Source organism: Streptomyces sp. sk2.1, from assembly GCF_008120935.1.
Taxonomy (GTDB): Bacteria; Actinomycetota; Actinomycetes; order Streptomycetales; family Streptomycetaceae; genus Streptomyces.
Genome location: NZ_RDBO01000020.1, coordinates 289,663 through 303,249, shown reverse-complemented (window position 1 = coordinate 303,249; position 13,587 = coordinate 289,663). Strand labels below are relative to the sequence as shown.

The 13,587-nt window shown below is 69.2% G+C and carries 9 protein-coding genes and 2 pseudogenes; 8 read left to right on the top strand and 3 right to left on the bottom strand.

The window, feature by feature from the left end:
* From EAO76_RS04810 to EAO76_RS04795, 4 genes and pseudogenes are all read left to right on the top strand, one after another.
* Nucleotides 1–504 (top strand): methionine adenosyltransferase domain-containing protein (locus EAO76_RS04810; RefSeq protein WP_187438463.1); only part of this gene is annotated, 504 nt, incomplete at its 5' end.
* Between the two features lie 42 nt (nt 505–546).
* Nucleotides 547–3,684, top strand: a pseudogene (gene metH / locus EAO76_RS04805) (methionine synthase); the annotation flags it as partial.
* Nucleotides 3,681–4,295, top strand: a pseudogene (locus EAO76_RS04800) (HAD family hydrolase); the annotation flags it as partial. The pseudogenes metH and EAO76_RS04800, both read left to right, overlap by 4 nt.
* 362 nt (nt 4,296–4,657) lie before the next feature.
* Nucleotides 4,658–6,256 (top strand): ABC transporter substrate-binding protein, encoded by a 1,599-nt coding sequence (locus tag EAO76_RS04795; RefSeq protein WP_148833658.1) that lies wholly within the window; start codon nt 4,658–4,660, stop codon nt 6,254–6,256.
* Nucleotides 6,257–6,324: 68 nt separating this feature from the next.
* Here EAO76_RS04795 and EAO76_RS04790 read toward each other — a convergent pair whose 3' ends face one another.
* Both EAO76_RS04790 and EAO76_RS04785 read right to left on the bottom strand, forming a co-directional pair.
* Nucleotides 6,325–6,996: a response regulator transcription factor gene (locus EAO76_RS04790; protein WP_148833656.1), complete on the bottom strand. Its 672-nt coding sequence runs from the start codon at nt 6,994–6,996 to the stop codon at nt 6,325–6,327.
* A gap of 10 nt (nt 6,997–7,006) precedes the next feature.
* Nucleotides 7,007–7,852 (bottom strand): PD-(D/E)XK nuclease family protein, encoded by an 846-nt coding sequence (locus EAO76_RS04785; RefSeq protein WP_262375344.1) that lies wholly within the window; start codon nt 7,850–7,852, stop codon nt 7,007–7,009.
* 171 nt (nt 7,853–8,023) lie between these two features.
* On the opposite strand from EAO76_RS04785, the gene EAO76_RS04780 reads away from it, so the two are divergent.
* From EAO76_RS04780 to EAO76_RS04770, 3 genes are all read left to right on the top strand, one after another.
* Nucleotides 8,024–9,274, top strand: coding sequence for a site-2 protease family protein (locus tag EAO76_RS04780; RefSeq protein WP_148835570.1), 1,251 nt, complete (start codon nt 8,024–8,026; stop codon nt 9,272–9,274).
* A gap of 62 nt (nt 9,275–9,336) precedes the next feature.
* Complete coding sequence (locus tag EAO76_RS04775) at nt 9,337–10,245, top strand: tRNA (adenine-N1)-methyltransferase (protein ID WP_148833652.1); 909 nt, start codon at nt 9,337–9,339, stop codon at nt 10,243–10,245.
* A 323-nt stretch (nt 10,246–10,568) separates the two neighbouring features.
* Complete coding sequence (locus tag EAO76_RS04770; RefSeq protein WP_148833650.1) at nt 10,569–11,153, top strand: hypothetical protein; 585 nt, start codon at nt 10,569–10,571, stop codon at nt 11,151–11,153.
* A gap of 39 nt (nt 11,154–11,192) precedes the next feature.
* Here EAO76_RS04770 and EAO76_RS04765 read toward each other — a convergent pair whose 3' ends face one another.
* Nucleotides 11,193–11,504 carry a ferredoxin gene (locus tag EAO76_RS04765; protein ID WP_148833648.1) on the bottom strand — a complete coding sequence of 104 codons (312 nt, stop codon included), beginning with the start codon at nt 11,502–11,504 and terminating at the stop codon, nt 11,193–11,195.
* A gap of 242 nt (nt 11,505–11,746) precedes the next feature.
* On the opposite strand from EAO76_RS04765, the gene arc reads away from it, so the two are divergent.
* Nucleotides 11,747–13,513 carry a proteasome ATPase gene (gene arc / locus EAO76_RS04760; protein WP_148833646.1) on the top strand — a complete coding sequence of 589 codons (1,767 nt, stop codon included), beginning with the start codon at nt 11,747–11,749 and terminating at the stop codon, nt 13,511–13,513.
* Nucleotides 13,514–13,587: the final 74 nt, after the last annotated feature.

The following is a 13,587-nucleotide window of genomic DNA, read 5'->3' as shown; positions in this document are numbered from 1 at the left end:
GAGGGCTACCGGCTGCTGGTCAACCCGACCGGGCGTTTCGAGATCGGCGGCCCGATGGGCGACGCCGGTCTGACCGGCCGGAAGATCATCATCGACACCTACGGCGGCATGGCCCGGCACGGCGGCGGCGCCTTCTCCGGCAAGGACCCGTCGAAGGTGGACCGCTCGGCCGCGTACGCGATGCGCTGGGTCGCCAAGAACGTCGTCGCGGCCGGCCTGGCCGCCCGTTGCGAGGTCCAGGTCGCGTACGCGATCGGCAAGGCCGAGCCGGTCGGCCTGTTCGTCGAGACCTTCGGCACCGGCACCGTGGCCCAGGAGCGCATCGAGCACGCCATCGGCGAGGTCTTCGACCTGCGCCCGGCCGCGATCATCCGCGAKCTCGACCTGCTGCGCCCGATCTACTCCCGGACCGCGGCGTACGGCCACTTCGGCCGCGAGCTGCCCGACTTCACCTGGGAGCGCACCGACCGTGCCCAGCGGCTGAAGGCCGCGGCCGGTCTCTGACCGGCCGGCCACTTCGTCCTTCGCATCCCAGGGAGTACATCCATGGCCTCGTTGCCGACCCCTTCCGCCGACAGCAGGATCCGAGCCGGAGCGTTGCGTGAGGCGCTTGCCACCCGGGTGGTGGTGGCGGATGGTGCGATGGGCACCATGTTGCAGGCGCAGGATCCGACGCTGGAGGATTTCCAGAATCTCGAGGGCTGCAACGAGGTTCTGAATGTGACGCGGCCGGACATCGTGCGGTCGGTGCACGAGGAGTATTTCGCGGCGGGTGTGGACTGTGTCGAGACGAACACGTTCGGGGCGAATTCGTCGGCGCTGGGGGAGTACGACATCGCGGGGCGGATCTTCGAGCTGTCGCGGGCGGGGGCGCGGATCGCGCGTGAGGTGGCCGATGAGTTCACCGCCTCGACGGGGCGGCAGCGGTGGGTGCTGGGGTCGATCGGGCCGGGCACGAAGCTGCCGACGCTGGGGCATGCCCCGTATGCGAGGCTGCGGGACGGTTTCCAGCAGAACGCGGAGGGTCTGATCGCCGGTGGTGCGGACGCGCTGATCATCGAGACGACGCAGGACCTGCTGCAGACCAGGGCGGCGGTGCTGGGCGCGCGGCGTGCGATGGAGGCGTCGGGCAGTGATCTGCCGGTGCTGTGTTCGCTGGCGTTCGAGACGACCGGGACGATGCTGCTGGGGTCGGAGATCGGTGCGGCGCTGACGGCGCTGGAGCCGCTGGGCATCGACATGATCGGGCTGAACTGCTCGACGGGGCCGGCCGAGATGAGTGAGCACCTGCGTTATCTGGCCCGGCATTCCCGGATCCCGCTGCTGTGCATGCCCAACGCGGGGCTGCCGGTGCTGACGAAGGACGGTGCGCACTTCCCGCTGGGGCCCGAGGGGCTGGCCGATGCGCAGGAGACGTTCGTGCGGGAGTACGGGCTGTCGCTGGTGGGCGGGTGCTGCGGGACGACGCCGGAGCATCTGCGCCGGCTGGTGGAGCGGGTGCGGGGGGCGCAGATCGCGGTGCGTGATCCGCGGCCGGAGCCGGGTGCGGCGTCGTTGTACCAGACGGTGCCGTTCAGGCAGGACACGTCGTATCTGGCGATCGGTGAGCGGACGAACGCGAACGGGTCGAAGAAGTTCCGTGAGGCGATGCTGGAGGCCCGCTGGGACGACTGCGTGGAGATGGCCCGCGACCAGATCCGTGAGGGCGCGCACATGCTCGATCTGTGTGTCGATTATGTGGGCCGTGACGGGGTGGCGGACATGGAGGAGCTGGCGGGGCGTTTCGCGACGGCCTCCACGCTGCCGGTGGTGCTGGACTCGACCGAGGTGCCGGTGCTGCGGGCGGGGCTGGAGAAGCTGGGCGGCCGCGCGGTCTTGAACTCGGTGAACTACGAGGACGGTGACGGGCCGCAGTCCAGGTTCGCGCAGGTGGCGGGGCTGGCCGCGGAGCACGGGGCGGCGCTGATCGCGCTGACGATCGACGAGGAGGGCCAGGCCCGCACCGTCGGGCACAAGGTCGCCATCGCCGAACGCCTGATCACGGACCTGACGACGAACTGGGGGATTCGGGAGTCGGACATCCTGATCGACTGCCTGACCTTCACCATCTGCACCGGCCAGGAGGAGTCCCGCAAGGACGGCATCGCCACCATCGGCGCGATCCGGGAGCTGAAGAAGCGCCACCCCCGGGTGCAGACCACGCTGGGCCTGTCCAACATCTCCTTCGGCCTCAACCCGGCCGCCCGCGTCGTGCTGAACTCCGTCTTCCTCGACGAATGCGTCAGGGCCGGCCTGGACTCCGCGATCGTCCACGCCTCCAAGATCCTGCCCATCGCCCGCCTGGAGGAGGAACAAGTACGAGTCGCCCTGGACCTGATCCACGACCGCCGCACCGAGGGGTACGACCCCCTCCAGAGGCTGATGGAGCTGTTCGAAGGAGTCAGCACGAAGTCGATGAAGGCGGGCAAGGCCGAGGAACTGGCCGCCCTCCCCCTGGAGGAACGCCTCCGGCGCCGCATCATCGACGGGGAGAAGAACGGCCTGGAAACCGACCTCGACCAGGCCCTGCGGGACACCCCGGCCCTCGACATCGTCAACAACACCCTCCTGGAGGGCATGAAGGTCGTCGGCGAACTGTTCGGCTCCGGCCAGATGCAACTGCCCTTCGTCCTGCAGTCCGCCGAAGTCATGAAGACCGCGGTGGCCCACCTCGAACCCCACATGGAAAAGTCCGACGCCCAGGGCAAGGGCACCATCGTGCTGGCCACGGTCCGCGGCGACGTCCACGACATCGGCAAGAACCTCGTCGACATCATCCTGTCCAACAACGGCTACAACGTCATCAACCTCGGCATCAAACAACCCGTCGCGGCAATCGTGGAAGCAGCCGAAGAACACCACGCCGACGTGATCGGCATGTCCGGCCTCCTGGTCAAATCCACCGTGATCATGAAAGAAAACCTCGAAGAACTCAACCAGCGCAAACTCGCCACCCACTACCCCGTCATCCTCGGCGGAGCCGCCCTCACCCGCGCCTACGTCGAACAAGACCTCCACGAACTCTACGAAGGCGAAGTCCGCTACGCCCGCGACGCCTTCGAGGGACTGCGCCTGATGGACGCACTGGTCGCGGTCAAACGCAAGGTACCCGGCGCGGCCCTGCCGGAACTCAAGCAGCGCCGGGTCCCGCGCAGGGAAACCGCGGTGCTCCAGGTCGAGGAACCGGCCGAGGGGGTGCGCTCGGACGTCGCGGTGGACAACCCCGTCCCCGCCCCGCCGTTCTGGGGCACCCGGGTCGTCAAGGGCATCCAGCTCAAGGAATACGCCTCCTGGCTCGACGAGGGCGCCCTCTTCAAGGGCCAATGGGGACTCAAGCAGGCCCGCACCGGCGACGGACCCACCTACGAGGAACTGGTGGAAACCGAGGGCCGCCCCCACCTGCGCGGCTGGCTCGACAAACTCCACACCGAAAACCTCCTGGAAGCGGCCGTGGTCCACGGCTACTTCCCCTGCGTCTCCAAGGGCGACGACCTCATCCTGCTCCACGAGGACGGCTCCGAACGCACCCGCTTCACCTTCCCCCGCCAGCGCCGCGGCCGCCGCCTGTGCCTCGCCGACTTCTTCCGCCCCGAAGAATCCGGCCAGACCGACGTCGTCGGCCTCCAGGTCGTCACCATCGGGTCGACACCGAGGGCTTCTGGTGGGATGCCGAGGTGGAGGTCTTCGCCGAACTCGGGCATCGGCTCGACGAGGCGTGGCGGGACGTGGTGGTCGGCGGTCCGATGACCCGCAGCGCCGGCTACCTCATCGATGTCACCGGCGCGGACGTCACCCTCGACGAACTCACCGTGCTGCTCAACGACCGCTTCGAGAAGCGCATCGGCCGGGGCGTCCCGCTGATGCCGGGCGCGGCCCGGCTCCTGGACGAACTGGCCAGGCACGAGGTCCCCGCCGCCCTGGTCTCCGCCTCGCACCGGCGGATCATCGACCGGGTGCTGGACTCGGTGGGGCACCACCACTTCGCCCTCACCGTCGCGGGCGACGAGGTCTCCCGCACGAAGCCGCACCCGGAGCCCTACCTCACCGCCGCCGCCGGCTTCGGCGCCGCCCCCGAGCGCTGTGCCGTCATCGAGGACACCGCGACCGGTGTCGCCGCCGCGGAGGCCGCCGGCTGCCGGGTGGTCGCCGTGCCGTCCGTCGCCCCCATCGCCCCCGCGTCCGGCCGGGTGGTCGTGAACTCGCTGGAGGAAGTCGACCTCGCTTTCCTCCGGGAGCTGGTCACGGGAATGCAGTGATTCGCGCACCGGGAGTATTTCTGTGAAAGAAAGGAAAAGCTCTCGGTGATGAATGTGTGCTTTCTGTCGCGCACGTGTGTGGGGGGGATGTGTGCGCGACAGGGATTGCAAATACAGGAAATCGTGAGCTTTGTCACTCGATAAATCCTGAAAATTGTTCAAGATCCACCTGCGTGCCCGTTTTGCGGTGGCGAAAAGTCCTGATTGCACTGGTTCGGACGAAGCCTTTCGGATGCAGGGAAACGGTGCGTGGTTATGCCCTTCCGCCGCCCGATCATGCGGCGGAACTTTCCTGCGCGGCCCTGCCGGCAGTGCCTACTAATGTCGCTCTCTCGATACCGGGATGAGGGAGAGCGTCCAAGATGAACCGCAAGACTCTGGTGCTGCCGGCCGTCGTCGGCCTGCTCGCACCCGTACTCGCCGCCTGCGGCGCGTCGGGCGGGGGCGCCGGCGGGGACGCCGTCGTCGTCGGCACCACGGACCAGTTCGTCGCCTCGAAGGACAACCCCGCACCGTTCGACCCCGCCGTCGCCTACGAGGCCGGCGCGTGGAACGTGCTCCGGCAGACCGTGCAGACCCTGATGCACGTGCCGCGCGGCGGCGGCCTGCCGGTGCCCGAGGCGGCCGAGAACTGCTTCTTCACGGACACCCAGAACGAGAGCTACCGCTGCGAACTGCGCAGCGACCTCAAGTTCACCAACGGCAGGAGGATCACGTCCGACGACGTGAAGTACTCCATCGACCGGGTCATCCGCATCGACACCCCCAACGGGCCCGGCGCCCTTCTCGCCAACGTCGACACGGTCGAGACGCCGAACGAGCGGGAGGTCGTCTTCCACCTCCGTACGCCGGACGCCACGTTCCCGTACAAGCTCTCCACCCCCGTCGCGGGGATCGTGCCGCGGACCGAGTACGACGCGAAGTCCGCGCGGACCGGGTTCCAGGTGAACGGCTCCGGCCCGTACACCATGAAACCGGAGGTCGAGCACGACAGGGTCGTCAAGGTCGTCTTCACCAGGAACCCCCTCTACAGGGGAGACCTGAAGGTGCGGAACGAGGAGATCGAGCTCGACCTCCTCCCGGACGCGAAGGCGATGGAGAAGGCCTTCGACCGCAAGAAGATCGACATGATGACCCGCACCATGACGCCCGAGCAGGCCCAGCGGATGCTGGAGAAACCGGAGGAGGGCGTCAGGCTCACCGAGATACCGGGGCTCGCCATCCGCTACCTCGGCTTCGACACCGACGACGAGACCGTGAAGAGCAAGGCGGTCCGCCAGGCCATGGCGCAGGTCGTCGACCGCGGCGAGATCGCGAGCGAGGTGTACGGCGCCACGGCCGAGCCGCTGTACTCGCTGATCCCGTCCAGCATCACCGGACACTCCAACTCGTTCTACAACAAGTACGGCGAGCCCAGCACCGCCAAGGCGGCGAAGATCCTGCGGGCCGGGCACATCGACACCCCGGTGAAGCTCACCCTGCACTACACGACCGACCACTTCGGCACCGGGACGGCCGAGGAGTTCCGGGCACTGAAGAAGCAGCTCGACGACACCGGGCTGTTCGACGTCACCATCAAGGGCACCCCCTGGGCGAAGTTCCGCCCCGCCCAGGTGCGTGGTGACTACGCCGTCTACGGCATGGGGTGGTTCCCCGACTTCCCGGACCCGGACAACTACACGGCGCCGTTCCTCGACAAGAACAACTTCCTCAACTCGCCCTACAAGTCGACCCTGGCGCAGAAGAAGCTCATCCCGGAGTCCCGGCGCGTGGCCGACCGCAGTGCCGCGGCGGGAACCTTCGAGGAGCTCCAGGACCTCGTCGCCACCGACGTCCCCGTACTGCCGATCTGGCAGGGCAAGCAGTACGCCGCCTCCCACGACGGCCTCACCGGGGTCGAGTGGGCGCTCAACTCCTCCGGTGAACTCCAGCTCTGGGAACTGGAGGAAAGCGCCGACTGAGCAACCCGCCGCCCGGACACCCCACGAGGACGCGTCCGGGCGGCGGGCACGTCACCGCACGGCCGCCCTCACTGGGCGCCGGGACGCACCAGGCCGCTCTCGTACGCGTACACGGCCGCCTGCACCCGGTCGCGCAGCCCGAGCTTGGTCAGCACGTGCCCGACATGCGTCTTCACCGTCGTCTCGCTGACGAACAGATCCGCGGCGATCTCCGCGTTCGACAGGCCGCGGGCCACCAGCTTCAACACCTCGACCTCGCGGTCGGTCAGCGTGTGCAGCGTGTCGGGCACGGGATCCTCGCCGGACGGCAGGTGGTCCGCGTACTTGTCGAGCAGCCTGCGGGTGATGCTCGGGGCGAGCATCGCCTCGCCCGCCGCGACCACCCGGATGGCCTGCACCAGCTCATTGGCCGGGGCGTCCTTCAGCAGGAAGCCGCTGGCACCCGCGCGCAGTGCCTCCACCACGTACTCGTCGAGATCGAACGTGGTCAGCACCAGCACCTTCGCCGGGCCGTCCCGGCCGGGACCGGTGATCTGGCGCGTCGCCTCCACACCGTCCATCCGCGGCATGCGGATGTCCATCAGCACCACATCGGGCTGCAGCGCCCGCACCTGGTCGAGAGCCTGGAGGCCGTCACCGGCCTCGCCCACCACCGCGAGATCCCCCTCCGCCTCCAGAATCATCCGGAAGCCGGTGCGCAGCAACGGTTGATCGTCGACCAGTAGGACGCGGATAGCCACAGGGTCTCCTTCAGGGTCCTTCGGGGGCCACGGGCCGGCCGGCCTCAGTGCGGACCGGATCCATTCTGCCCTGCTCCCCGGGCTCCGACTCGGGCGGGCGGACCGACAGCGGATACACCGGGGGAGTGCCACCGAATTCGGGACAGACCGACTGGTGGTCGCACCAGCCGCAGAGCTTCGTCGGCCGGGGCCGCCACTCGCCCGTCTCCGTGGCCAGCCGGATTGCGTCCCAGAGGGCCAGCAGCTTGCGCTCCACCCGCTCCAGGTCCGCCACCACCGGGTCGTACGTCAGGACATCCCCGCTGCCGAGGTAGACGAGCTGGAGCCGGCGCGGCACCACGCCCTTCAGACGCCAGATCACCAGGGCGTAGAACTTCATCTGGAACAGCGCGCCCTCCGCGTACTCCGGACGCGGTGCCTTGCCCGTCTTGTAGTCGACGATCCGGACCTCGCCCGTCGGCGCGACGTCGATCCGGTCGATCACCCCGCGCAGCCGCAGCCCGGACTCCAGCTCCGTCTCGACGAACAGCTCCCGCTCGGCGGGCTCCAGCCGCGTCGGGTCCTCCAGCGAGAACCACCGCTCCACCAGGCTCTCCGCCTCCGAGAGCCAGCGCGCGAGCCGCTCGCCCCCGGCGTCCCCGGCGAACAGCTCGGCCAGCTCGGGCTTCGACCCCAGCAACCGGTCCCACTGACCGGGCACCAGCGCCGTGGCCCGGCCGGCCGTGCGTTCCGCCGCGGGACTGTCGAAGAGCCGCTCCAGCACGGCATGCACCAGCGTGCCCCGGGTAGCCGCCTCGCTGGGCTTCTCCGGCAGCTTGTCGATGACCCGGAAGCGGTACAGCAGCGGGCACTGCATGAAATCGCTCGCCCGCGACGGCGACAGGGACGAGGGCGGCTGGGGGGACCGCGACAGGGAGGTCATGTCGAAGACCCTACGGCTCGCCACCGACAGTCGGCGGCATACCATCGACCACACACCCTCGAACACTGCATGACCGTGCCGCAGGGCACCGACCGAAGGGACCCCGTGGACGAGAGCGGCGACAGCGGGCGGCCGCAGCCCGGTGCCGGGGGAACGGCACCCGGGACCGGCCCCGACGGAGGCCGGCCGCAGCGCCCCGAAGAGCCCGGAGGCGGCCTCCTCATGGGCCGCCCCTTCGGCGTGCCCGTGTACGTGGCGCCCAGCTGGTTCCTCGTGGCCGCACTGATCACCTGGGTCTTCGGCGGGCAGCTCGACCGGGTGCTGCCGGAGCTCGGCGCGGCGCGCTACCTGGTCTCCCTCTTCTTCGCCATCGCCTTCTACGCCTCCGTGCTCGTCCACGAACTCGCGCACACGGTCATGGCGTTGCGCTACAAGCTCCCGGTGCGCCGCATCCAGCTCCAGTTCTTCGGCGGCGTCTCCGAGATCGAGAAGGAGTCCGAGACCCCCGGCCGGGAGTTCCTGCTCGCCTTCGTCGGTCCGCTGCTCTCCCTGGTGCTCGCCGGACTGTTCTACGTCGGGATGATGTTCGTCGAGCCCGGCACCGTGCCCGGCGTCCTGCTCGCCGGCCTGATGATCTCCAACCTCCTGGTGGCCGCCTTCAACCTCCTGCCCGGCCTCCCGCTCGACGGCGGACGCATGCTCCGGGCCGTCGTCTGGAAGATCACCGGACGCCCGATGAGCGGCACCGTCGCCGCCGCCTGGGTCGGCCGCGCCCTCGCCGTCGTCACCCTGATCGGCCTGCCGCTGCTCACCCACAGCGGATCCTTCGGCAACGACCCCGCCGAGCTCAGCGGCATGGACACCGTCACCGACGCGCTGCTCGCCGCCATCCTCGCCGCGATCATCTGGACCGGGGCGGGCAACAGCCTGCGCATGGCCCGGCTGCGCGAGCACCTCCCCGAACTGCGGGCCCGCACCCTCACCCGCCGCGCCGTTCCGGTGGAGGCCGACACCCCGCTCTCCGAGGCCCTGCGCAGGGCCAACGAGGCGGGCGCCCGCGCCCTCGTCGTCGTCGACGGCCACGGCGAGCCGAAGGGCCTCGTCCGCGAGACCGCCATCGTCTCCGTGCCGGAGCACCGCCGCCCCTGGGTCGCCGTCGGCGGCCTCGCCCAGGACCTCACCGAAGGCATGCGGGTCTCCGCCGAACTGTCCGGCGAAGCACTCCTGGACCGGCTCAAGGCCACCCCGGCGACCGAGTACCTCGTCGTCGAGGAGACCGGCGAGATCTACGGGGTGCTCTCCACGGCCGACGTGGAGCGGGCCTTCGTCGCGGCCCTGGCCCGGCCCGCCGCCTGAACGCCCGCCACCCGCCCCGGGCTCGCGGTCGGAGGCCGGGGAAACACCGGTACGCTGGTCACATGTCTGAACCGACCGGTGCCGCCCGCCGACGCGGGCCCTTCAAGGTCGGGGACCAGGTCCAGCTCACCGACCCCAAGGGACGCCACTACACCTTCACGCTCGAAGCAGGGAAGAACTTCCACACCCACAAGGGTTCTTTCCCGCACGACGAGCTGATCGGTGCCCCCGAGGGCAGTGTGGTCCGAACCACGGGAAACGTCGCCTACCTCGCGCTGCGTCCCCTGCTCCCCGACTACGTCCTGTCCATGCCCCGCGGCGCCGCCGTGGTCTACCCCAAGGACGCGGGGCAGATCCTGGCCTTCGCCGACATCTTCCCCGGCGCCCGCGTCGTGGAGGCCGGTGTCGGCTCCGGCTCGCTCTCCACCTTCCTGCTGCGCGCCATCGGCGACCAGGGCATGCTGCACTCCTACGAGCGCCGCGAGGACTTCGCCGAGATCGCCCAGCAGAACGTGGAGCGCTACTTCGGCGAGCCGCACCCCGCCTGGCAGCTCACCGTCGGCGACCTCCAGGACAACCTTTCGGACACCGACGTCGACCGGGTCATCCTCGACATGCTCGCCCCCTGGGAGTGCCTGGAGGCCGTCTCCAAGGCACTGGTGCCCGGCGGCATCCTCTGCGCCTACGTCGCCACCACCACCCAGCTGGCGCGGACCGTCGAGTCCATCCGCGAGATCGGCTGCTTCGCCGAACCGCAGCCCTGGGAATCGATGATCCGCAACTGGCACGTCGAGGGCCTGGCCGTCCGCCCGGACCACCGCATGATCGGCCACACCGGCTTCCTCGTCACCGCCCGCCGCCTGGCCGACGGTGTGGAGCCCCCGCTGCGCCGCCGCCGGCCCGCGAAGGGCGCCTACGGCGAGGACTACGACGGCCCCGGCAGCCAGAGCGGCTCCTCGTCGCGCGGCTGACCCGTACGCGGCCGACCCGCCGCAACGCACCGGCGCCGCCGCCGAGTTCCCGGAGCGACCCGGGAACCGGACGGCGGCGCCTCTTCGTTGTCCGTGGGGGCAACCGCCCGTGGGGGCAACCGCCCGTGGGGGCAACCGCCCGTGGGGGCAACCGCCCCGCGGGGGCAACCGCCCCGCGGGCCCGGATCCGTACCGACCCCACCGTTCCTCCGCCCTGTGAGGTGTGGCACGATGCTGGCCCACCCACGCCACCGCAGAAGACCCACCGGCGCACCGCCCGTCCAGGCATCCTCGAACCACAGGAACCACAGGAGACATCCCGCGTGCAGACCTCCGAGCTCCCGGACCTCGCGCACACCGACACCAAGCCGCTGCACTGGCTCGCCACCGCGACGGCCATGGCCGCCGTCATCGCGGCCGCCGGCGCGCTCCAGCCGGACCCCGTGGCCTCGGCATCGGCCTCCACCCCCCACCGCACGGCGACGCGGCACGGCACACCGGCCGCCACCGCCCCCGACCCGGCACGGGCGACCTTCCCCCTGGACTGCGCGGGACTGGACAGCACCGTGGCCAAGCAGGCAACCGGCGACCTCGACGGCGACGCACGCCCCGAGACCGTCGCCGTGGTCCACTGCGCGGCCGGCTCCGGCACCCCGCCCAGCGGCGTCTACGTCCTCACCAACGGCACCGGGACCACACCCCGGGTCGTGGCGACCCTGGTGGACCCCGCGCAGAAGATGAGCATCGGTGATTTCGGGGTGCGTGACGGAATCATTTCCGCCACTCTGCTCGGCTATTCCTCCACGGAGGTGCCGCGCTGCTGCCCCGACCAGCGGGAAGAGGTCACGTGGCAGTGGCGGGGCGGCGCGTTCGTCCGCGCCACCGTCCCGGCCCCGGCCGGTGCCTGAGCAGTCACCGCACGTGCCCCCGGGGCCCGGTCCGCCGGATCAGGCGGCCTCGGGGCCGTACACCTCGACCCTGTCCGAAACGCGACGCACGTGGATGCAGTCGCCCGGGCACTCCTTGGCCGAGTCGACGACGTCCTGGAGGAGCGGCAGCGGTACCGGCGTCGTCGCGCCCCTGTCCTGCAGCAGCTCGTCATCGGCGCTCTTCACGTACGCCAGGCCGTCGATGTCCAGCTCGAACACCTCGGGGGCGTACTGGACGCAGATGCCGTCTCCCGTGCAGAGGTCCTGGTCGATCCAGACCTCCAGATCCTGTGCGTCGCCATCGTTGGGCGCGTCCTGCTGCACGGTCATTTCTCCTGCCGTTCCCTGCGTATCCGAACCAAAAGAAGCCAGCCCCGACGGGTGTTGGACGGTCCGACGATACAACTGGCCGCTTTCCGATGTTGAAGGGTGGGTATTCCCCTGTACACGAGGGGGAACGCAAGGGTGAAGATCGGACACGCCCCGCAGTCTTTGTGATCTAGGGGTTTCAATCATCACCCACCCAGGTAGGGTCAGGAAGCGTCCAGCTCCCCTTGGAGGAGGTGAGGACCGTGGCAGCCCACGACGACGACATCAACCGCGGCATCCGGCCCGGACGGGGGTCCGAAGACCCAGCCGGCCAGGTCGCCTATCTCGAGCAGGAAATCGCCGTCCTGCGACGTAAGCTCGCCGACTCTCCGCGCCATACGAGGATTCTCGAAGAGCGGATCGTCGAGTTGCAGACCAACCTGGCGGGCGTGTCCGCGCAGAATGAGCGGCTCGCCAACACACTCCGTGAGGCCCGCGACCAGATCGTGGCCCTCAAGGAAGAAGTCGACCGGCTCGCACAGCCGCCGGCCGGATTCGGTGTGTTTCTGCAGGGCAATGAGGACGGCACCTGCGACATCTTCACCGGAGGCCGGAAACTCCGGGTGAACGTCAGTCCCAGCGTTGAGCTCGACGACCTCCGGCGCGGCCAGGAAGTCATGCTCAACGAAGCGCTCAACGTGGTCGACGCCATGGAATTCGAGCGGGCCGGGGACATCGTCACCCTCAAGGAAGTCCTCGAGGACGGCGAGCGGGCCCTGGTCATCGGGCACACCGACGAGGAACGGGTGGTGCGGCTCGCCGAGCCGCTGCTGGACATCACCATCCGCCCCGGTGACGCCCTGCTGCTCGAACCCAGGTCCGGCTACGTCTACGAAGTGGTCCCCAAGAGCGAGGTCGAGGAACTCGTCCTCGAAGAAGTGCCGGACATCGACTACGACAAGATCGGTGGCCTGGGCGACCAGATCGAACTGATCCGGGACGCGGTCGAACTCCCCTATCTCCACCCCGACCTCTTCAAGGAACACGAACTGCGGCCGCCGAAGGGCATTCTGCTCTACGGTCCGCCCGGTTGCGGCAAGACGCTCATCGCCAAGGCCGTCGCCAATTCCCTCGCCAAGAAGGTCGCCGAAGTCACCGGCCAGCCGGCGGGCAAGAGCTACTTCCTCAACATCAAGGGTCCGGAGCTCCTCAACAAGTACGTCGGCGAGACCGAGCGGCACATCCGACTGGTCTTCCAGCGTGCTCGTGAGAAGGCGAGCGAGGGCACTCCCGTCATCGTCTTCTTCGACGAGATGGAGTCCCTCTTCCGCACCCGCGGGTCCGGTGTCAGCTCGGACGTGGAGAACACCATCGTCCCCCAGCTGCTCGCCGAGATCGACGGTGTCGAGGGCCTGGAGAACGTCATCGTCATCGGCGCCTCCAACCGCGAGGACATGATCGACCCCGCGATCCTGCGCCCCGGCCGCCTCGATGTGAAGATCAAGATCGAGCGTCCGGACGCGGAGGCCGCGAAGGACATCTTCGCGAAGTACCTCACGCCTTCGCTGCCCCTGCACGCGGACGACCTCGCGGAGCACACCGGCTCCAAGGAGGCGGCGGCGCAGGCCATGATCCAGTCCGTCGTCGAGCGGATGTACACCGAGTCCGAGGAGAACCGCTTCCTCGAAGTCACGTACGCCAACGGCGACAAGGAAGTCCTGTACTTCAAGGACTTCAACTCCGGAGCGATGATCCAGAACATCGTCGACCGGGCCAAGAAGATGGCCATCAAGGCCTTCCTCGAACAGGGGCAGAAGGGCCTTCGGGTCTCCCACCTCCTCCAGGCCTGCGTGGACGAGTTCAAGGAGAACGAGGACCTGCCGAACACCACCAACCCGGACGACTGGGCCCGCATCTCCGGCAAGAAGGGCGAGCGGATCGTCTTCATCCGTACGCTCGTCACCGGAAAGCAGGGCGCGGACACCGGCCGTTCCATCGACACGGTGGCGAATACCGGCCAGTACCTGTAGAGCGCGGTCCGGCTGCGGATGCCCGGCCCGGGCATCCGCAGCCGGTTGCTTTCCGGACAGCTCGCGCGACACCG

Bases quoted from the DNA above. Each gene is read 5' to 3' on its own strand.
- EAO76_RS04795 (WP_148833658.1), top strand. From the start codon at position 4,658: ATGAACCGCAAGACTCTGGTGCTGCCGGCCGTCGTCGGCCTGCTCGCA.
- EAO76_RS04785 (WP_262375344.1), bottom strand. From the start codon at position 7,852: ATGCAGTGCCCGCTGCTGTACCGCTTCCGGGTCATCGACAAGCTGCCG.
- EAO76_RS04775 (WP_148833652.1), top strand. From the start codon at position 9,337: ATGTCTGAACCGACCGGTGCCGCCCGCCGACGCGGGCCCTTCAAGGTC.
- EAO76_RS04765 (WP_148833648.1), bottom strand. From the start codon at position 11,504: ATGACCGTGCAGCAGGACGCGCCCAACGATGGCGACGCACAGGATCTG.